Origin of the sequence: Actinoplanes regularis, assembly GCF_900188005.1 — a bacterium.
Classification (GTDB): Bacteria; Actinomycetota; Actinomycetes; order Mycobacteriales; family Micromonosporaceae; genus Actinoplanes; species Actinoplanes regularis.
This window is the reverse complement of sequence record NZ_FZNR01000033.1, coordinates 57,355-77,676: the sequence shown is the minus strand read 5'-3', so window position 1 is coordinate 77,676 and position 20,322 is coordinate 57,355. Positions and strand designations below refer to the sequence as shown.

16 protein-coding genes are annotated in these 20,322 nt (G+C 69.9%); 12 read left to right on the top strand and 4 right to left on the bottom strand.

Going from position 1 to position 20,322, the window contains the following annotated elements; all coding sequences use genetic code 11:
- Positions 1-596 precede the first annotated feature (596 nt).
- Positions 597-1,595 carry a serine/threonine-protein kinase gene (locus tag CHC09_RS42125; RefSeq protein WP_089298873.1) on the bottom strand — a complete coding sequence of 333 codons (999 nt, stop codon included), beginning with the start codon at positions 1,593-1,595 and terminating at the stop codon, positions 597-599.
- 787 nt (positions 1,596-2,382) lie between these two features.
- On the opposite strand from CHC09_RS42125, the gene CHC09_RS42120 reads away from it, so the two are divergent.
- Complete coding sequence (locus CHC09_RS42120; protein WP_203833412.1) at positions 2,383-3,942, top strand: methyl-accepting chemotaxis protein; 1,560 nt, start codon at positions 2,383-2,385, stop codon at positions 3,940-3,942.
- Positions 3,943-4,048: 106 nt separating this feature from the next.
- Here the strand turns inward: CHC09_RS42120 and CHC09_RS46970 are convergent, their stop codons facing one another.
- The gene (locus CHC09_RS46970; protein WP_179277521.1) at positions 4,049-4,366 is read right to left on the bottom strand and encodes an STAS domain-containing protein; all 318 of its coding nucleotides are present in this window, start codon (positions 4,364-4,366) and stop codon (positions 4,049-4,051) included.
- 368 nt (positions 4,367-4,734) lie between these two features.
- Positions 4,735-5,028, bottom strand: coding sequence for a hypothetical protein (locus CHC09_RS42110; RefSeq protein ID WP_089298870.1), 294 nt, complete (start codon positions 5,026-5,028; stop codon positions 4,735-4,737).
- Positions 5,029-5,292: 264 nt separating this feature from the next.
- On the opposite strand from CHC09_RS42110, the gene CHC09_RS45915 reads away from it, so the two are divergent.
- Both CHC09_RS45915 and CHC09_RS42105 read left to right on the top strand, forming a co-directional pair.
- Positions 5,293-5,646 carry a hypothetical protein gene (locus tag CHC09_RS45915; RefSeq protein ID WP_143232890.1) on the top strand — a complete coding sequence of 118 codons (354 nt, stop codon included), beginning with the start codon at positions 5,293-5,295 and terminating at the stop codon, positions 5,644-5,646.
- 135 nt (positions 5,647-5,781) lie between these two features.
- On the top strand, positions 5,782-7,650 hold the full coding sequence (locus tag CHC09_RS42105) for a propionyl-CoA synthetase (protein WP_089298869.1): 1,869 nt from the start codon (positions 5,782-5,784) through the stop codon (positions 7,648-7,650).
- A 74-nt stretch (positions 7,651-7,724) separates the two neighbouring features.
- On the opposite strand, the gene CHC09_RS42100 is transcribed toward CHC09_RS42105, so the two are convergent.
- Complete coding sequence (locus CHC09_RS42100; RefSeq protein ID WP_239138863.1) at positions 7,725-9,488, bottom strand: sulfatase-like hydrolase/transferase; 1,764 nt, start codon at positions 9,486-9,488, stop codon at positions 7,725-7,727.
- Positions 9,489-9,674: 186 nt separating this feature from the next.
- On the opposite strand from CHC09_RS42100, the gene CHC09_RS42095 reads away from it, so the two are divergent.
- From CHC09_RS42095 to CHC09_RS42055, 9 genes are all read left to right on the top strand, one after another.
- Positions 9,675-11,312 carry an ABC transporter substrate-binding protein gene (locus CHC09_RS42095; protein WP_089298868.1) on the top strand — a complete coding sequence of 546 codons (1,638 nt, stop codon included), beginning with the start codon at positions 9,675-9,677 and terminating at the stop codon, positions 11,310-11,312.
- Positions 11,309-12,223, top strand: a complete 915-nt coding sequence (locus CHC09_RS42090) for an ABC transporter permease (protein ID WP_089298867.1) — start codon at positions 11,309-11,311, stop codon at positions 12,221-12,223. The genes CHC09_RS42095 and CHC09_RS42090 overlap by 4 nt, the downstream gene beginning before the upstream one ends.
- A 3-nt stretch (positions 12,224-12,226) precedes the next feature.
- Positions 12,227-13,078, top strand: coding sequence for an ABC transporter permease (locus CHC09_RS42085; protein ID WP_089298866.1), 852 nt, complete (start codon positions 12,227-12,229; stop codon positions 13,076-13,078).
- Between the two features lie 150 nt (positions 13,079-13,228).
- A complete protein-coding gene (gene nikE / locus CHC09_RS42080; protein ID WP_089298881.1) occupies positions 13,229-14,776 on the top strand; it encodes a nickel ABC transporter ATP-binding protein NikE in 1,548 nt (515 codons plus the stop codon).
- On the top strand, positions 14,773-15,768 hold the full coding sequence (locus CHC09_RS42075; RefSeq protein WP_089298865.1) for an LLM class flavin-dependent oxidoreductase: 996 nt from the start codon (positions 14,773-14,775) through the stop codon (positions 15,766-15,768). The genes nikE and CHC09_RS42075 overlap by 4 nt, the downstream gene beginning before the upstream one ends.
- Positions 15,761-17,029, top strand: coding sequence for an LLM class flavin-dependent oxidoreductase (locus tag CHC09_RS42070; protein ID WP_089298864.1), 1,269 nt, complete (start codon positions 15,761-15,763; stop codon positions 17,027-17,029). Before CHC09_RS42075 ends, CHC09_RS42070 begins: the two co-directional genes overlap by 8 nt.
- A complete protein-coding gene (locus CHC09_RS42065) occupies positions 17,026-18,039 on the top strand; it encodes an LLM class flavin-dependent oxidoreductase (protein ID WP_089298863.1) in 1,014 nt (337 codons plus the stop codon). The genes CHC09_RS42070 and CHC09_RS42065 overlap by 4 nt, the downstream gene beginning before the upstream one ends.
- A 5-nt stretch (positions 18,040-18,044) precedes the next feature.
- A complete protein-coding gene (locus CHC09_RS42060; RefSeq protein WP_089298862.1) occupies positions 18,045-19,163 on the top strand; it encodes an LLM class flavin-dependent oxidoreductase in 1,119 nt (372 codons plus the stop codon).
- A gap of 261 nt (positions 19,164-19,424) precedes the next feature.
- Positions 19,425-20,318: a FadR/GntR family transcriptional regulator gene (locus CHC09_RS42055; protein ID WP_179277520.1), complete on the top strand. Its 894-nt coding sequence runs from the start codon at positions 19,425-19,427 to the stop codon at positions 20,316-20,318.
- The last annotated feature ends 4 nt before the right edge of the window (positions 20,319-20,322 follow it).

Sequence of the window (20,322 nt, the reverse complement as noted above, 5' to 3'; positions counted from 1 at the left end):
CAGGGCTGGGCGGGAGGGGTGGCCGGCCGGCATCGCGGTCATGGCGGCGAGCAGGTCGGCGGCGGTGTCCGCGGCGGTTGCGCTGGTCAGTGTGTCGTCCAGGTCGGCTTTCGGGGCGGTGGCCGGTGCGGCGGTGGTTGTGGAGGTCATGTCGGTCTCCCTACGTCGTTGCTCGCAGGGCCGGGCCGCTGCGAATCGGTCACCACCCTGGGCGTTGTGGCCCGTTTGGTAGGACGACCATAGCTGATCGGTCGAGCAGGACCTAACCGAAAGTATGAGTCACGTTGGGTAGCTATGCAAATGCTCAAAGTCGCGGATGGTGGATGGATGATGCGGCGCAGCCCACCGGCCTGCCAGGGCACGTGGGGGACCATGCAATTGCCACAGACGTGCTGATGTCCCCATAGGGCGCCCGCGCTGGGCTGAAGGCCAGTGCGGTGACCGGCGGCCGCAGCGGATGCACCCTCCATGCGAGAAAGTCATCGCGCGCAGCGGTCGTGATCTTCGCGACCGTTCGAGGCGCGCCGACGGCTCGGGTGTTGCGGGCTCGTGGTGGTGCGCGGTGGCTGAGATGGTGGTCCCGGTCCGCAGACGGTTCAGGCGGCGCGGTGCCGGCCCTGCCGCTCGTCGGGGTATCGCCTGGCGGGCGGGGTCGCGTCGGCGTTCGCGGGCAGGGCGACGTCCGTCGGCGCCTCCGCCGCGTTCGTGTCCCAGGGCGGCGGCGCGGAGGGCCGCGGCATCGCCGCGGCCGGGTCCATCATGGGGATGTGCACCCGAGCATCGACGGCCTCGGCCAGCAGCAGCGCCGCGAGCAGCGCGGTGGGCCGTTCGGCCGGATCCCGGTGCAGGCAGCGCGAGCAAAGGTCGAGTACCTCGGGGGCGAGCCCTTCGATGTGCGGCAGGGGTTCGGGGTCGCGGTGATGCTGTGCGTCCACCAGTTCGGTGTGGCTGGACGCCGACCAGGGCAGCCGTCCTGAGAGGCAGTGGTAAAGCAGTACCCCGAGCGAGTACATGTCGGACGCCGGGGTCGCTGGCAGGCCCGAAAATCGTTCCGGGGCAACGTAGGCCGGTGTGCCCATGACCGGGCCGTCGGGATCGGAGTCGTAGCTGCCGACCGTGGCCGCGATGCCGAAGTCCAGCACCTTCGCCCCGGCCGGAGTGAGCATGATGTTCGCGGGTTTGATGTCGCGGTGCACGACGTGCTTCGCATGGGCCGCGGCGAGAGCGGCGGCGACCTCGGCGCAGACCCGGACCGCGATGTGCCAGTCGAACAGCCCGCCGCCGAGATGCTCGCTCAGCGTCCGCCCTTCGACAAGCTCCATCACGATGTACGGCACCTCGCGGTCCGGTGCCGGTGAGGTGCCGAAGTCATGGACGCTGGCGACGTTGGGATGCGCGAGCCGTGCGGCGGACCGGGCCTCGGCGCGGATCAGGTCGACCCCGCAGGCCTCGCCGAGGGTGCCCGCGACCGCCGGGGCCATGATCTTGACGGCCACCGGACGGTCGAGTACCCGGTCGTGTCCGCGCCACACCTCGGACATGCCACCGACGCCGATGCGTCGTTCGAGCCGGTACCGCCCGCCCAGCGTCCGCATTACCGCTCCCTGTCACCCCACGCCGCAGCGTGCGCCGTGGTCGCAGGGCCGGTACCCTCGCCTCCAGCGGCACAAACGCGGTGAACGGCCGTTCGTGATCACACATTTGTCTCGGGGCAGCCGACATGACGTTCTCCGTTGAAGTCACCGACGATGTGTGCGGGCGTGGGCAACCGGGTCGTGCATCGCGGCGAGGGACCGATCCTCCAGGCGGCCCTCGACATCGCATGAACACCGGCCCTTCGGGGAAAGGTGCCTTCTCCCCGGCACAACCCCCTATGACCGGGAGTTGATGTGACCGCGCGGTCCTTCGAGACCCGCTGCCGGGCTGTGCCTCGAATGGTGTCGGGTCGAGGCACTGCTGCTGGTTGCGGGCGCTCTTGATGCCCGTCGTCGTCGATGAACCAGCGCTGCTGGTCTTGGCCGTTGCACTGCCATAGCTGGATCTTGGTGCCGGCTCCCGCGCGAGGTCCTTGACTACGCCGGCGACGATCGCGAACCCTTGCCCGCGTCGCACGCGCGCCGCCTCGAGGGTCGTGTTGAGGGTTGGCGGGTTGGATTGCGCTGACCTCCTCTGGTCGAGATTCAGCCCGGCGCTGACCGGCTTGACCTGCTTGGCGGGCAGGCAAGTCGTCGATTGAGGCCTAGGGCGCGAGATATGCCTCTCATTCGTGAGTCGATTCGAGCCGATAGGGGTGGTAACGGAACCGAATCGTTGGAAGGAAAGACCTTGCGTATCGGTCGAGCGGGTGTGGGCACGCGGCTTGGGGGAGCGTTCTCCGTGCTGATGGTCCTGATGATCGTCGCTGCTGGGGCGGGCTGGTGGGCGATGTCCCGCCAGCAGGAGGCTCAGCAGCAGCTAACAGAACTGCAAATGGTACAAAACGATGTTAACCTCGCTATGTACCAAATGGCAGACATTTCGGGCTGGCAGGGACTGGTCGTCGCCGATGTCGGTGCGTACGGGGCGAAGAAGGCGCTCAGCACGGAGAGCTTCAACCGTGGGGCGGAGCTCAAAGCTAAAGACAAGGTATATGCGAGCTTCAAAAATGCACATACCGCCTACATGACCGACGCGGAGCGAGAGCTGTATGCGAAACTTCGGCCGGCCTGGGACAACTTCTTCGTCTGGGATACGAAGGTGATGGACTGGCTGTCCGACGACAGCCAAGCCGGCAAGGTCAAGGCGATGGATGCCATCAACGACGGCCCGGCGGCGGAGTCGCTCGGCACCATCGACGAGACGGCTAGCGCTCTCGGCAAGTCCGTCGACCAGCGGATGGAAGCCGCCCGTAAGGAGAGCCAGGACGCCAAGCGCCTGGGTCAGTACGCGCTGGCCGGCGCGCTGCTCGTAGCGCTCGCCCTGGCTGTCGTGCTCAGCATCCTGGTCACCAGGTCAGTCGTCCGGCCGCTGTCGTTCGTCGTCGCCGCCCTTGGCCGGCTTGCCAAGGGCGATTTGACCGTCAAGGTCGCCGTCAGTCGTCAGGACCAACTCGGGCAGTTGGGTGGGGCGTTGAACGAGACCGTCGAATCACTGCGTGACGCGGTCGGTGCTGTCTCAGGGCACGCCGAGTCGCTCGCGGGCGCCTCCGACGACCTGTCCCAGGTCGCCGAACAGATCGCTACGTCGGCCGATGAGACCAGTGCGCAGGCCCAGGAGGTGACCCGAGCCGCCTCGCAGGTGTCAGCCAACGTCGACACGGTTGCCGCCGGAAGCGCCGAGCTCGGCGCGGCTATCCACGAGATCGCGCAGAACGCCGGCGAGGCCGCCACCGTCGCGGCCGAGGCGGTCGGTGTGGCTCAGACGACCACCCAGACGGTCGGCAAGCTCGGCACCTCCTCTGCCGAGGTAGGTAACGTCGTCAAGCTGATCACCGCGATCGCGGAGCAGACCAACCTGCTCGCGCTCAACGCCACGATCGAAGCGGCCCGGGCAGGCGAGATGGGCAAGGGCTTCGCGGTTGTCGCCAGCGAGGTCAAGGATCTCGCGCAAGAGACCGCCAAGGCTACCGAGGACATCTCGCAGCGCGTCGAAGCAATCCAGGCCGACACGGCCAACGCGGTGGGAGCCATCGAGCGAATTGCTGAGATCATCGAGCGAATCAGCGAATACCAGACCCGGATAGCGGCCGCGGTCGAGGAACAGACCGCCACTACGGGTGAGATGAGCCGGAGCGTCACCGAGGCCGCCGACAGCAGCCGGGATATTGCTACCACGATCGCCGCCGTCGCGCAGGCCGCGGAGATCACCACGACGGGCGTGAGTCACTCGCAGCAGTCCGCGGCAAACCTGGCCCGGATGGGTGGGGAACTGCAGGCCATCGTCGCCCGCTTCAAATTGGGCTGACCAGATGCGCGACCTCGTGCACCGTGATCATCTGCAACCGCATTCCCTGGACATGCCGAACTGGGCGTAGCTTCTGAGGGTGGCCGCGCGGATTCGAGCAGGCGGGTCATGGCGAGAGCAGCCGCAGCAGGCCGGTTGCCTCCAGACTGCGCTGTGGCAGGCCGCGCGGGTTGATGACCGTGAAACGCCGGGCCAAGCCCTGAGCCTTCTGATAGGCGTTCACGAACACCGACAGGATTGTCGAGTCGAGGAAGGTCACCGCTGCCAGATCGACGCGCACCACGCTCGTCCCCGGCTGCTCGAGCTGGGCGGTGAAAACATCCAGCAGGGCGTCACGGATGCTGAGGTCGAGTTCGCCGCCGAGCACGACCGTGCACTCGTCGGCGTTGCGGTCAACCGTGTGCGTCCAGATCTGTTCTGTCACGGCGCCCTTCCAGCGGTGGCGTCCCAGCGCCCGTCGTCGCCCGGAATCAGGGCATCGGCGGACACTGCTGGGCAGGAGTCCATGCCGGAGGGATTGTATCCGCCTCCGCCGCTGCTGACGCGGACGCAAACAGCCGGCATGCGGCGCGGTGCGACGTCCGGGTGAGCCTTGCCCATCATGGACGCGATTCAGGTGGTTCGGGCGGATCCCCGCACTACTGCGGGGTATGGGGCGCCGGGCTGCGAGCGGTTGCCGTCAGCGGCGGCAAACAGGCGATGGACGACGGCGGCGGTGGCTGTCCGGCTGGCGATCATCAATGCCTCGTGGTCAACGCCGGTGGGGCAAGGTGGCGGCCTCGACGGCTGCCGTCAACCTTGTCCGTCGGGCGGCTGCCGTGACGAGATCTGAGCCCATTCACCGGGCGGCGGTGTGAGGCGGTAGCGACGTGCAATCTCGGCGAGGGCGGCATCCAACTGGTCGCCCGAGGCCAGCAACCCCGTGTACCTCTCCTGCGAGATCGCCCGCTGCTGCCGCAGGCTCGCCAGCAACTCGATTTGTGCCCTGCGTAGTCGCGCGCAGGCATCAACCACGGTGGTGAGGGCGGCCGACTCGTCTGCGGGCAAGCCGGTCGGCCGGCGGCACGCCGCCGGGACATCGAACATGCGTCAATCATCGCCTTCAGCCGGAGCCGTCGTACCGCGATTCTGCAACTCATACTCAGCGCGGCCCCAGGCGACGACGACTGCGGCCCAGCGCACAACCCCCTGGGCGTCTGAGAGGGCTTCATGTCGGGGTTGGGCTCGGCCGCGTGAACAGCACCGTCCTGCGGTGCTGTCCGTGCCGGTCTTTCAAACCCGGAAGGTGGCGACGAGGCGCCGCATCTCGCTGGACATCCTCTCCAGCCGTTCGCGGCGTTCTGTGCTTCCTTGGTTCCGGAGCTGGTCAGTTGTGCCGCGTCGGCCACGCCGGTGATGTTGTGGGCGATGTCGGCTGATCCGTGGGGCCTGTGCCGCGCTGCGGCCGATCTTGCTGGCGGCGGCGTTGGTGGCTTGAGCGAGGTCCTTGACCTCGCTTGCGACGACCGCGAAGCCCTTGCTGGCCTCGCCGCCTCGGTCTGGCGAGCACGAATCTCAGCCATGATCATGGATGGCGGCCGCCGTAGAAGCTCGTCGTCCTTCGGCATCGAAGATCACCCCTACTGCACGAGGTTCACGCCGAACCCGAGCGTGATCTGCGGCTCCGAGTCAGGGCTGCCGGTGCACCTTGCTGGTTGCTGTTGATCACTCAAAGATCGTTGTCGCTCGATAGTGTTGGAGGGAAGCGGCGCCCGAAGCCCGCATGTGGTTCTGGGGCATCCTGGAGAAGATTCCAGCAGGGCGAGTTTTACCAGCTCAGAGGGGATGGGCCCGGGGACCATGGCGGACTACCGGCAGATCTACCAGCGCAGCATCGACGATCCCGAAGGATTCTGGCGAGACGCCGCCACCGCCATCGACTGGCATGTCCCGCCGACCCGGATCCTCGACGACAGCGAGGCCCCGATCTTCCGCTGGTTCCCCGACGCCGAGCTGAACACCTGCCACAACGCCCTGGACCGCCACGTCGCCGCGGGCCGCGCCGACCAGCCCGCGCTCATCCACGACAGCCCGGTGACCGGGACGACGCGGACGTATTCGTACCGGGAACTCCGCGACCAGGTCGCGATCTTCGCCGGTGCCCTGCGCCGGCTCGGGGTGAGCCGCGGCGACCGCGTGGTGATCTACATGGCGATGGTTCCGGAGACGGTGATCGCGATGCTCGCCTGTGCCCGTCTCGGCGCTGTGCACTCGGTGGTCTTCGGCGGCTTCGGCTCCCGTGAACTCGCCGCCCGGATCGACGACGCCTGTCCGAAGGTGATCGTCGCGACGTCGTGCGGGATCGAGGCCGGCCGGGTGGTTCCCTATCAGCCGATGCTCGACGCGGCGCTGGCGGCGGCCACCCACCGGCCGGACCGCTGCGTGATCCTGCAACGTCCCGAGCAGCCCGCCACCCTGTCCCGGGAACGCGACCTGACCTGGGCGGAGGCGGTCTCCGACGCGGAGCCGGCGGAGTGCGTCCCGGTCCGGGCCACCGATCCCCTCTACATCCTGTACACCTCCGGCACGACCGGGCGGCCCAAGGGCGTGGTGCGCGACAACGGCGGGCACGCGGTCGCGTTGCGGTGGTCGATGACGAACATCTTCGGCGTACGCCCGGGTGAGGTCTTCTGGGCCGCCTCCGACGTCGGCTGGGTGGTCGGCCACTCCTACATCGTGTATGCGCCGCTGCTGGCGGGCGCGACGACCGTGCTCTACGAGGGTAAGCCGGTGGGCACGCCGGACGCCGGGGCGTTCTGGCGGGTGGTGGCGGAGCACGGGGTGGTCAGCCTGTTCACCGCGCCGACCGCGCTGCGGGCGATCCGCAGGGAGGATCCGGAGGGCAAACACCTTTCCGGGTACGACCTGAGCACCCTGCGCCTGCTCTTCCTGGCCGGCGAGCGCCTCGATCCGCAGACCTGCCGCTGGGCGGGTGACCTGCTCGGGGTGCCGGTGGTCGACAACTGGTGGCAGACGGAGACCGGCTGGCCGATCGTCGCCAGCCCGCGCGGTGTCGAGCCGCTGCCCACCAAGCCGGGTTCGCCGTCGCTGCCGATGCCCGGCTACCGGGTGCGGGTCGTCGACGAGTCCGGAACCGATCTGCCGCCGGGTGCCGAGGGGGCGATCGTGATCGGCCTGCCGCTGCCACCCGGTTGCCTGCCGACACTGTGGCGGGACGACGAGCGGTACGTGCGCTCCTACCTCTCCGCGCATCAGGGCAACTACCTGACCGGGGACGGTGGCCGCTTCGACGAGGACGGCTACCTGTACGTCCTGGGCCGCACCGACGACGTGATCAACGTGGCCGGCCACCGCCTCTCCACGGGTGCGATGGAGGAGGTGCTGGCCGGGCATCCGGCGGTCGCCGAGTGCGCGGTGATCGGGGTCCACGATCCGCTGAAGGGTCAGGCCCCGCGGGCTTTCGTGGTGCTCAAGGCCGGCGCGGACCCGGCCGGTCTCGAGGCGGACCTGGTGGCCCGGGTCCGCGACCAGATCGGCCCGGTCGCCGCCCTGCGCCGTGTCGACGTCGTCGCGGCCCTGCCGAAGACGCGTTCGGGAAAGATCCTGCGTGGCACCATGCGCGTGATCGCCGACACGGGTGACGCTCCGGTTCCGTCCACGATCGAGGATCCCGCGGTCCTGGACGCCCTTCGCCCGCTGCTGCGGTGAGAAGGAGAAAGCGGTGAGACGGAGAAAGAAGCGTGCGGCACCGGGTGGAAGGGCGGTGCCGCACGCGGCTTCTTTCAGTGGTTGGTGCCGCCCGGCCCCATAGCGGTGAGGAACTTGTCCCGGAACGCGTTCATCGGCCACACCGGCGCGTCCGCGGCCGGCTTGACGCCGTCGGTCCAGCCCCAGTTGGCGATCCGGTCGAGGACGGCCGGGTCCTTGGCGACGATCGTGATCGGCACGTCGTGGCTGGCGTTGTCGCCGGTCACCACCGGGGACGGCTGGTGGTCGCCGAGGAAGATCATCACCAGGTTGTCGTTGCCGTACTCGGCGATCCAGTCGATCAGGGTCGTCATCGTGTACTCGACCGCCTTGCCGTACTGCTTGCGGACCGTGGAGGCGGCGGTCCAGATCTCCGCCTTGGTGGGCTGGGCGGCGATGACGGCGTTGTAGGCGGAGCCGTCGCCGACCTTGTCCCAGTCCAGGAACTCGGGGATCGGCGCCCACGGCGTGTGGCTGGAGACCAGCGGCATCTCGACGAAGAGCGGCTTGCGGCCGGTCTTGCTGTACTCGACCTCGTTGAACTGCTTCAGCGTGTACTGGTCGGGCATCGGCGCCCAGCTGAACTTGGGGCCGGTGTAGCCGAGGTTGCGGGAGTCCCAGATCCGGTCGAAGCCGTAGAAGTTGCCCTCCGGCCAGGCCCGGGTGGCGCCCGGCATGACGCTGACGGTGTCCCAGCCGGCCGACCGGAACAGGCTGGGCAGGGTGAGCCGGTCGCTGGCGGTGAGGTTCCGGTACCGGCCCTGGTTGTTGATCCACAGCCCGGACATGGTGGTGGAGTGGGCCAGCCAGCTACCGCCGCCGAAGGTGGGGGAGGTGAGCCAGCCGCTGCGGGAGCTGAATCCGGCGGCCTTCAGCTTGGCGCTGCCGGCGTCGAGGATCGGGTCGACACCGGCGGCCAGGCTGGGCTCCTCGACCGCGTTGCGGCCGTAGCTCTCGACGAAGGTGAGCATGACGTCCTTGCCGGTCAGCCCGGTCAGCAGCTGGTCGGCGGGGACGTTCTTGAACGCGTCGATCTGGACTTCCTTGGCGAAGGCGGCCTCGTTCCGGACCCCGTCGCGGGCCTGCCGGAGGCGGTCGGCGGCGTAGCTGGCCGTGGTGCGGGCCGCGACCGGCACGCCGGGCAGCAGCGAGGGGATGCCGAGGACCAGGGCGAGGGTCCAGGCGACCGCGATGCCGCCGGCGGTGAACGCGGAGCGGCGCCGGTCCGTGCCCAGCAGCGTGGTGACGCGCAGGAGCGCCCAGATGGTCACGCCGAGCACGGTGCCGACCAGCAGGGCGATCACGGCGAGTGCTCCGGCGGAGCCGGTCGCGCCGTACGACTCGTGCACGTAGTCGAAGGCGTCGTCGAAGAGCACCCAGTCCAGCACCGGGTCGAACGGCCGGGCGAGGACGTGGAAGAAGCCCATGTCCAGGCACTTCTCCAGGACCAGCAGGCCGAGTACGACCCCGAGGACGGCGGCCGTGACGCGCCGCGGGCGCCGTGGCAGGAGGATCAGGACGGCGATGCCGACGGCGGCCTCGATCGGGATCCGGGTGAAGCTGCCCAGGGCGATCCGGCGCAGGATGTTCGGGAAGAGCAGCTCACCGAAGATGATCAAACAGGCGAGGACGGTCAGGCCGCGGCTGATCCGTGGGTGCTGGAGGAGCCGTCGTACGCGTCCGGACTGGTCGTTCCCGGTCTCGGCCGGAGTCGCCGCCACGGGCTCCGGCTCGTCGCCCGGGGTCTGCTGGTCGGCAGGGTCCGGGTTCTGCTCGTCGGCAAGGTCAGTCGGTTGCACGACAGGGGGAACGGAAGGTCGTCGCGGATGGTTCAGCCGCGTGGTCAAGTCGCCGGTCCCGCTCGGGGCTCAACCCCGGCATAACCACACGAAACAGGGAGTGATCCGGGAGTAACTGTCGCGGACGTCATAGCCTCTTGCCAATCTCCTATGGAACCTATAGGAAATAGAGACAGGAGGTCGTCCATGCGCCGCTTTCGTACCACTTTCGCCAGCCTTCTCGCCGCCACCCTGCTCGTCGTCGCCGGCTGCTCGGACGGATCGTCGGGCAGCACCGCCGACGCCGGCGCGCCGGTCAGCGGCGGCTCGCTGACCTGGGCCGTCGAGACCGAACCGATCACCTTCAACCCGCACCAGTACGCGCAGGCCAAGGCCCGCCTGCTGGTCTGGAACACCTTCGAGGCCCTGCTCACCCACGACGACCAGGGCGGCTACCTGCCCTGGCTGGCCACCGGCTACGAGGTCTCACCGGACGGCAAGGCGTACACCTTCAAGCTGCGCACCGGCGTCACCTTCTCCGACGGCGGCAGGTTCGACGCCGCCGCGGTCAAGGCGAACATCGATCAGCTGCTCACCCCGAACTACGCGCCCACCGTCGCCGGCGTCCAGCTGAAGAACCTGGACACCGTCGAGGTCAAGGACGACTCCACAGTGGTCCTGCACCTGAAGAAGCCGGACGTGCTGATCCTCGACTTCGTCTCCTCCCCGCAGGGGGCCCAGGTGTCGCCGAAGTCGCTGAAGGAGGCGAAGAACCTCAAGGCCGGCGGGCCCGAACTGGCCGGCACCGGCCCGTTCGTCCTGGACCGCTACACCCCCGGCCAGGAGGTGCACTTCACGAAGAACCCGGCCTACGACTGGGCGCCGGCCAACGCCGGGCACACCGGCCCGGCGTACCTTAACGAGATCACCTACCGGTTCCTCAAGGAGTCGTCGGTACGGGTCGGCGCGCTCACCTCGGGCCAGGTGCAGGTGATCGAAGGGGTGCCCGCGACCGACGAGTCGCTGGTCACCGCGGGCCGGGACTTCAGCCTGGCGCGGGGGCTCAACTCGGGCTCCGCATACTCGTACTACTTCAACACCGCCCACGCGCCCTTCGACGACGTGCTGGTCCGGCAGGCGTTCCGCGAGGCGCTCGACGTGCCGGCGGTGCTCAACGGCGTCTATCGCAGCACCGCCACCCGCGCCTGGAGCGTGATCGGGCCGACCAGCCCGTTTTACGACAAGAGCCTGGAGGGCGGCTACAGCGGAAACGCGGCGAAGGCGAACCAGCTGCTCGACCAGGCGGGCTGGGCGACGAAGGACGCCGAGGGTTTCCGGACCAAGAACGGCAAGCGACTGACCGTACGCCTGGTGCAGTCCGCCCCGTTCGTCCGCGACCGCCGCGACGTCCTCGCCCAGGCCGTCCAGGCCGCAGTCAAGCAGAGCGCCGGCATCGACGTGCAGGTCCAGCTGGTCGACCAGGGCACCGCGACCAAGGCGCTCACCGACGGCGAGTACGAGCTGTTCGACAACTCCCGGGCCGACACCGACGCCGGCGCCGCCCTGAACCTGCTGCTCTACTCGACCGGCGCGATCAACCGGACCGGCTACAAGAGCCCCGAGCTGGACAAGCTGCTCGACGACGCGGTCGCCACCACCGATCGGGCCGAGCGCGCCCGGATCTACCAGCGGCTGCAGCAGCTGGTCGTCACCGAGCAGGCCCTGGTGCTGCCGCTCTACGCCCCGCAGGATCAGATCGCCGCGTCGAAGACCGTCGGGGGCGTCGCGTTCGAGCCGACCGCCGGGGTTCCGGGCAGCGCCTACAACCTCTGGCTGAGCAAGTGATCAGGCCGATCCTGCGCCGGGTGGGTGCGGGCGTGCTGGTCCTCTGGGCCGCCGCGACCGCCGCCTACCTGGCGCTGCTCGCCGCGCCGGGCGACACCGTCGACGCGATCATCGGCGACGGGGCCGATACCCCGCTGATCCGGGCGCAGATCATCCAGGAGTGGCACCTCGACCGTCCGGCCGTGGTGCAGTACGCCGACTTCCTCTGGCGCGCGGTGCACGGTGACCTGGGCCGGTCGTACCTGCTGCAACGGCCGGTGGCCGAGGTGATCGGCGGCCAGCTCGCACCCACCCTGAAGCTGGCCGCCACCGCGGCCGGGTTCGGCATCCTGCTCGCCCTGGTGCTGGCCCTGGTCGCCCGGCGTCCCTGGGTGCGGCGGCTCAGCTCGACCACCGAACTTGTCCTGGTCTCCACCCCGCCATTCTTGATCGGCATCGTGCTGCTCAGCGTCTTCTCGTTCCGGTTGGGCTGGTTCCCGGTCTCCGGTGACCGGGGCGCCGCGGCCCTGGTGCTGCCGGCGATCACGATGGGCCTGCCGATCGCCGGCACGCTGGCCCAGGTGCTGCGCGACGGGCTGGACCGCGCGCTGGAGGAGCCGTTCGCGGTCACCGCCCGATCGCGTGGCCTGCGTGAGCGCTCGGTGCTGGTCCGGCACGCGCTCAAGCACGCTCTGCTGCCGGCGGTGACCATGCTCGGCTGGTCGTTCGGCGTCCTGATCGGCGGCACCGTGATCATCGAGCAGGTCTTCGGGCGGCCCGGCCTGGGCCAGGTCACCGTGCAGGCCGTGAGCTCCAGCGACCTGCCGGTGGTGCTCGCCGTCGTGATCCTCGCCGCCGCCGTGTTCGTCGTGATCAACACCGTCACCGATCTGGCCTACCTGCTCATCGACCCCCGGCTGCGAAGGAGCTGAGCGATGACGATCGCTCTCACCCGGCCCGGAACCGCCCGCCTGAACCTGCGCGTGCCGCGCCCCGGCGTGGCCGCGGCCACGCTGTTCCTGGCAGTGGCCCTGACCGCGGCGATCGGGCCGTCGCTGTTCGCCGGCGACCCGCTCGCGGCCGACCCGCTGCACGTCCTCGAAGGCCCGTCCGGGCGGCACTGGTTCGGCACCGACCAACTCGGCCGGGACGTCTTCGCCCGGGTGGTGCACGGCGCCCGGCACTCGCTGTCGATCGGCGTCGCCGCGACCCTGATCGCGGTCGGCTCCGGCATCCTGATCGGGCTGATCGCCGGGCTCAGCCACCGGATCGCCGACGAGGCACTGAGCCGGTCGGTCGACGCGCTCTCCGCGTTTCCGCTGGTCCTGCTCGCACTGCTGTTCATCGCGATCGCCGGGCCCGGCACCACCAGCCTGATCGTGGCGATCGGGGTGGCGCTGATTCCGCACTTCGCCCGGGTGGTGCGGGCGCAGACGTTCGTGGTGCGGCGCGCCGCGTACGTCACGCACGCGGTCGCGTTCGGGGCGGCCCGGTCCCGCCTGGTGCTGCGGCACGTGCTGCCCAACGTCCTCGGTCCGGTCCCGGTCCTCGCGGTGATCGGGTTGAGCGAGGCGATCCTGCTCGCCGCGGGGTTGAGCTTCCTCGGCCTGGGCCCGCAGCCACCCTCACCCGAATGGGGCGCGATGATCTCCGAAGGTCGTGGTTACCTGCACATCGCCTGGTGGGCCTCGGTCCTGCCGGGTCTCGTGGTCACCGCCACGATCATCTCCCTCACCGTCGTCGGCCGCTTCTGCCAGCGCCGTTTCGAGGGCCGGGAGATCGCATGAGCGAGCTTGCGAGCGAATCGGTTGGCTCAGTCATCAAGTCATGTCGGCGCCGGAGCGCAGCGGAGGTGACGGCATGAGCGAGCTTGCGAGCGAATCAGCCGGCTCAGTCATCAAGTCATGTCGGCGCCGGAGCGCAGCGGAGGTGACGGCATGACCGAGTCCGCTCTTGTTCGGGTCGAGGATCTGCGGGTCACCTTTCACCTGCCGCGTCGCACGGTCGAGGCGGTCCGGGGCGTGAGCTTCGAGATCGAGCCGGGGGAGTGCGTCGCGATCGTCGGCGAGTCCGGCTCGGGCAAGAGCGTCACCGCCCGCGCCCTGGTCGGCCTGGCGGGCCCGGGCGCCCGGGTCGATGCCACCCGGCTGGAGGTCGACGGTCAGGACGCGCGCCGCTTCGCGCCGCGCGACTGGCGCCGTTTCCGCGGCGGATTCGCCGGGCTGGTGCTCCAGGACGCGCTGGTCTCGCTCGACCCGCTGCGCACGGTGGGCGCGGAGATCAGCGAGGTCCTGCGGGTCCACGGCCGAGGCCCCCGATCCGCCCGTACGGAACAGGCCCACCGCCTCCTCGAAGAGGTCCACGTCCCGGAGCCGGAGCGCCGCGCCGGCCAGTACCCGCACCAGCTCTCCGGCGGCCTGCGCCAGCGCGCCCTGATCGCCTCCGCCCTGGCCGGCGGCCCGCGACTGCTGATCGCCGACGAGCCGACCACCGCCCTGGACGCCACCGTCCAGGCCCAGATCCTCACCCTGCTCGCCGAGCGGCGCGCGGCCGGCGAGACCCTGCTGCTGATCAGCCACGACCTGGCCGTGGTGGCCCGGCTCGCCGACCGGGTGCTGGTGATGAAGGACGGCCGGATCGTCGAGTCCGCCACGACCCGGGCACTGCTGTCCGGGGCTGATCATCCGTACACCAGGCAGTTGATCGCGGCCGGGAGCGGTCGTAGGCGGGTGAGCACCGCAGAACCCGGCCCGGTGGTCGCGGAGGCGACCGCCCTGCGCAAGGTCTACGGCGACCGGGCCGTGGTCCGGGACGTGGACGTCACAGTCCGGCGCGGCGAGATCGTCGGCCTGGTCGGCGAGTCCGGCTCCGGCAAGACCACCGTCGCCCAACTGCTCTTCGGGCTGGTCGAACCGACCTCAGGGCAGGTCCGGTTCGAGGGGCGGCGGTTCAGCGGGGTGCCCGAACGGGCCCGGCGGCCGCTGCGCCGGCGGCTGCAGTTCATCGCGCAGGACCCGCTGTCGGCGTTCGATCCGCGCTGGACCGTGCGCCGCATCGTCGCCGAGGCCCTGCCGCGCGGTACGGCGGTGGCGCCGTTGCTGGAGCGGGTCGGACTCGACGGGGACGTGCTCGACCGGTACCCGCGGCAGCTGTCCGGCGGGCAGCGGCAGCGGGTCGCGATCGCCCGTGCCATCGCCCCGCGACCGAGCCTGATCATCTGCGACGAGCCGGTGTCCGCGCTGGACGTCTCGGTGCAGGCGCAAGTGCTCGACCTGCTCGCCGGGATCCGGGAGAGCGACGGGACCGCGCTGCTGTTCATCTCGCACGACCTCGGCGTGATCCGTGACCTGGCCGACCGGGTGCTGGTCCTGCATGACGGCCGGGTGGTGGAGCAGGGGCCGGTGCAGGCCGTCTTCGACCGGCCCGGCCACGAGTACACCCGCCGGCTGCTGGCCGCCGTACCCACATTGGAGGTATCCGCATGACCTTACGGTTCGCGATCGCTTTGAACGGTGCCTCGTTCGAGGCCGCCGACTGGATCTCCGCCGCGCGTCAGGCCGACGAGGCGCGGCTGGACTTCCTGACCTTCGACGACTCGTTCGGCAGGTCCGGGCCGGACGCGGTGCTGGTCGCCTCGCGCGTCGCGCCGCTGACGCGACATGTCGGGCTCGTTCCGGTCGCGACGACCACCCACACCGAGCCGTTCCACCTGTCCACCGCGCTGGCCACGCTCGACCATGTCAGCCGGGGGCGGGCCGGTTGGCAGGTGCGGGTCTCCGCCGACCCGGCCGAGGCGCGGCTGCTCGGGCGGCGGGCACCGCTCGACTTCGACGAACTGTTCGCCGAGGCGTCCGACGCGGTCGAGGTGGTGCGGCGGCTCTGGGACAGCTGGCAGGACGACGCGATCATCAAGGACGTCGCCACCGGCCGGTTCATCGACCGGGACCGGCTGCACTACATCGACTTCGCCGGTGCGTACTTCTCGGTCAAGGGGCCGTCGATCGTGCCGCGGCCGCCGCAGGGACAGCCGGTGATCGCCGCGCTGACCCATCAGCCGCAGGCCCGGGAGCGCCTCGACGTCGACGTCTACTTCGTGACCCCGGCCGACGTGGACAGTGCCGCGAAGATCGTCCGGCAGCTCCCGGCGGCGAAGAAGGTCTTCGCCGACCTGATGGTGTACCTCGACGCGGACCAGGAGACCGCGATCCGGCGGCGGGCCGCGACCACCTCCGACGCCGCGGTCTTCGCCGGTACGCCCGCGCAGCTCGCCGACCTGGTCGCCGGCTGGCAGCCGTCCGGGATCGCCGGCTTCCGGCTGCGCCCCGGCAGCCCCGCCGACCTGACCACGATCACCCGCGACCTCCTGCCCGAGCTGCGCCGGCGCGGCCTGTTCGAGCCCTCGTCCGCCACCACCCTGCGTGAGCGCCTCGGCCTGCCGGCGGCGGTCAACCGATACCAGGAGGCCGCACGTGCCTAAGCAGATCATCCTCGCCGCCCACTTCCCCGGCGTGAACAACACGACCGTGTGGAGCGACCCACGCTCCGGCAGCCAGATCGACTTCGCGTCGTTCGAGCACCTGGCCCGCACCGCCGAGCGCGGCAAGTTCGACTTCTTCTTCCTGGCCGAGGGGCTGCGCCTGCGGGAACAGCGCGGCCTGATCCACGACCTGGACGTGGTCGGCCGCCCGGACACCCTGACCGTGCTCGCCGCCCTGGCCGCGGTGACCGAGCACCTCGGGCTGGCCGGGACGTTGAACGCCACGTACCACGAGCCGTACGAGCTGGCCCGGCAACTGGCCACCCTGGACCACCTCTCCGGCGGCCGGGCCGCGTGGAACGTGGTCACCTCGCCTGGTGCGTTCTTCGGCGAGAACTTCCGCCGCGGCGGCTTCCTCGACCACGCCGACCGGTACGTACGGGCGGGCGAGTTCATCAAGGCGGCCCGCACGCTGTGGGACACCGACGGCGGTGACTTCCACATCCGCAGTTCGCAGTTCGACATCGAGGGCCGGTTCGGGGTGCCGCGCAGCCCGCAGGGCCACCCGGTGATCCTGCAGGCCGGCGACTCCGACGGCGGCCGCGAACTGGCCGCCGAGCACTCCGACGCGATCTTCTCCCGGCACCATCAGCTCGCCGACGCCCAGGAGTTCTACCGCGACGTCAAGGACCGGCTCGCCCGGTACGGCCGGACCCGTGACAGTTTGAAGATCATCCCGGGGGTGTCCTACGTCCTCGGCGACAGCGACGCCGACGCGCAGGAGAAGGCGCAGCACATCCGTCGCCAGCAGGTCAGCCCGCAGACCGCGATCCTGCTGCTGGAGCAGCTCTGGAACCGGGACCTGTCGGCCTACGACCCGGAGGGGCCGCTCCCGGAGATCGACCCGCTGGTCGACGAGGACGACACGATCATCAAGGGCCGGGCCGGCATGTACCCGGACCGGCTGAAGACCGCGAACGAGTGGCGTGCGAGGGCCGAGCAGAAGAACCTGTCGATCCGGGACCTGATCATCGAGGTGACCGGGCGGCAGAACTTCATCGGCACCCCGGACCGGGTCGCCTCGCTGCTGAACGAGTACGTGCAGACCGACGCCTGCGACGGCTTCATCCTGGTCTCGCACCTGACCCCGACCGGCCTCGACGACTTCGTCGACCAGGTGGTGCCGCTGCTGCAGGAGCGCGGCGTGTTCCGGACCGAGTACCAGGCGGACACCCTGCGCGGGAACCTGGGCCTGGCATGAGATTCCTGCTGCTCAGCCTGATCACGCACTTCGACCACGGCAAGAGCCCGGCCGCCCGCCTGCGCGAGGTCGTCGACAGTGCCGTGCTCGGCGAAGAGCTCGGCTTCGACGGATTCGCCGTGGGGGAGCGGCACGAGCGGCCGTTCCTCTCCTCGGCCCCGCCCGTCGTGCTCAGCCACATCGCCGCGAAGACCTCGACGATCCGGCTCTGGACCGGCGTGACCACGCTCAGCCTGCTCGACCCGGTGCGCGCCTTCGAGGACTACAGCACCCTCGACAACCTCTCCGGCGGCCGCCTCGAACTGATCGTCGGCAAGGGCAACGGGGCCGCCCAGGCGCAGCTGTTCCACGTGACCGTCGAGGACCAGTGGGAGCGGCAGCGGGAGAGCTACGAGTTGTTCCGCCGGCTCTGGCGCGAACCCAAGGTGACCTGGTCCGGGAAGTTCCGGCCGGCGCTGATCGACGCCGAGACCTGGCCTCGGCCGCTGCAGCAGCCGATCACCGTCTGGCACGGGAGCGCCACCAGCAGGGCCTCGGTCGAGCTGGCCGCGCGCTACGGCGACCCGCTGTTCTCGGCGAACGTCACCAACCCGATCGAGCCGTACGCCGAACTGATCGATTTCTATCGGGAACGGTGGGCGTTCCACGGCCATGACCCGGCCGCGATCCGGATCGGGGCCGGCAGCGCCGGCTTCTACGTCACGCGTACGTCGCAGGAGGCGCTCGACGTCTACCGGCCGATCTGGCAGGCCCGGGTCGACCAGTTCCGCAAGGTCGGCGTCGAGCCGGTCTTCTCCTCCATCGAGGACGCCGTCGAGCGCAGCTCCGCGCTGATCGGCAGTCCACAGCAGATCATCGACAAGGTGCACCGCTACCACGAACGGTTCGGTCACGAGGTCACCCATCTGGCCGCGGAGACCGAAGGCTTGACCGAGAAACAGCAGCGCGCCAGCCTCGAACTGTTCGCCGGCGAGGTCGCACCCGTGCTACGCCAGCTGAAAGGGCGGTAGAGCCGATGTCCGTACCCCTCTCGATCCTGGATCTCGCCCCGCTTGTCGCGGGCGGCGACGTCGGCGACGCCCTGCGCCGCACCCTCGATCTGGCGCGCAGCGCCGAGCAGTTCGGCTACCACCGGTACTGGGTCGCCGAACATCACTTCACCCCAGGGGTCGCGTCGGCGCAGCCGGCGTTGCTGCTCGGTCAGATCGCCGCGGTCACCGAGCACATCCGGCTCGGCTCCGGCGCCGTGCAGACCGGCCATCAGACGGCGCTCTCCATCGTGGAGCAGTTCGGGCTGCTCGACGCGCTCTACCCGGGCCGGTTCGACCTCGGGCTGGGCCGCTCCGGCCAGGCCAAGAAGGAGGCGCTGCGTGCCGCCGCCTCGGCCGCGGAGCCCGCCGAGGAGCAGATCATCGACGGGCTGCTGATCCCGAAGCCGTTCTCCTGGGCACCGATCTTCGCCTCCGAGCGGACCGCGCTCGTGAGCAGCCTGCTGTCGCAGCCCGGCGCCGAACCGCTCGCGCTCAACGAGATCCTCGACCAGATCGACGGCCTGCTCGCCGGGCCGTACCCGGACGGCAAGGGCAACGAGGTGACCGCGGTCCCCGGCGCCGGCGCCGATTTGCAGGTCTGGCTGCTGGGCAGCAGCGGCGGTGAGAGCGCGCGCACGGCCGGCGCCCGGGGGCTGCCGTTCGCCGCGAACTACCACGTCGCGCCGGCCAAGGTGGTGGAGGCGGCGCGGGCGTACCGGGAGTCGTTCGTGCCGTCGGCGACGCTGAGCGAGCCACACCTGATGGTCTCGGCCGACGTGGTGGTCGCCGAGGACGACGAGACCGCGCGGCGGCTGGCCGCGCCGTACGCCCTCTGGGTCCGCAGCATCCGCACCGGGCTCGGCGCGGTCCCGTTCCCCAGCGAGGAGCAGGCCGCCGCGTTCGAGTGGACCGACCACGACCGCGCGCTCGTCGCCGACCGGGTCGCGACCCAGTTCGTCGGCTCCCCGGCCACGGTCGTGGCGAAGCTGGAGACGCTGCGCCGGGTCACCGGCGCCGACGAACTGCTGGTCACCACGATCACCCATCGGCACGCCGACCGGGTCCGCTCCTTCGAACTGCTCGCCAAGGAGTGGGCGGGATAGCATTTCGCGACCAACTCGAAGCGGACGGCGATTTTTTGAGCCCAGTCGGCCGTGTATTACCCGCATTAACTGGCTCTTATTACCGAGATGGCTCGACTTTCGACTCGCTCGGTAATTTATAACGCAATAAAATCTTGGAAAATCGCTGCGGTTGCCCGCAACTTCTGTCGATGTCACGCCGTTTTCAGGACGAGCCCTGCCCGCTCCCGGGCAGGGCGCTCCTGGCGAGGAGTGCACGCGACAGAAGAGAGGGGCTTGCTCGTGAACGAAGACAGGCCATCCACAGCGGGCGTCGCCGGACGCCTGGTGGGCGCCCTCATCTCCGGGGAGGAGATCGAGGGCCTGGGCGTCCTCGACGTCGGGGCGGTGGTCACCGTCGAACAGGTGGCCGAAGCTCTCGGGGTCACGAAGAACAGCGCGACGGCGGGGGTCCGTACCCTGGCGGCAAAGAACGTGATCCGGAGCCGGCAGCGCACCGGGGCCGTCGTCCAGCCGCGGGAGAACTGGAACTACCTGGATCTCGAACTGCACGACTGGTTGCTGGACGCCGAGGAACTCGGCGCCCTCGAGATGCTCCACGAGGTCCGGATCGGCGTCGAGACGGCCGCGGCCCGAACCGCGGCCGCCCGCATCCTGCCCCAGCAGTACGACGCGATCATCGGCCTGGCCCGGAAGATCTTCACCCTGGGTTATGAGCAGTCCGACGGCTTCGCGCAGCACTGGCGCGACTTCGGTGAGGCCGACGCCCGGTACCACGGATTGATCCTGCGGGCGTCCGGGAACCCGGTCATCCACGCGTTCGAGCCGATGATCACGAAGCTGCTCTGGAAGCGGCTCGGCCGGCGCGGCGGCCTGGAGGACACCGCGGGCCTGGCGTTCCCCGACGTCCCGCTGCCCGAGGCGATGGTCCTCCACGTCGCGCAGGGAAAGGCGATCGTGCAGCGCAACGCGGACGCCGCGGAGGTCTTCACGCAGGCCATCCTCATCGGGTTCGGTTCCGGGCTCGCCAACCCGTACCTGCAGGCCGGGCTCGCTCGAGCGTTCGAGGATCTGCGCTGGAGCACCAGTGAGAGGTCGAGATACCAGCCGCTGATCGATCAGGTCCTGCTGGATCGCAGAGGCAGCCGGGAGACGCACGCCAGGGCACGCCGATGATCGC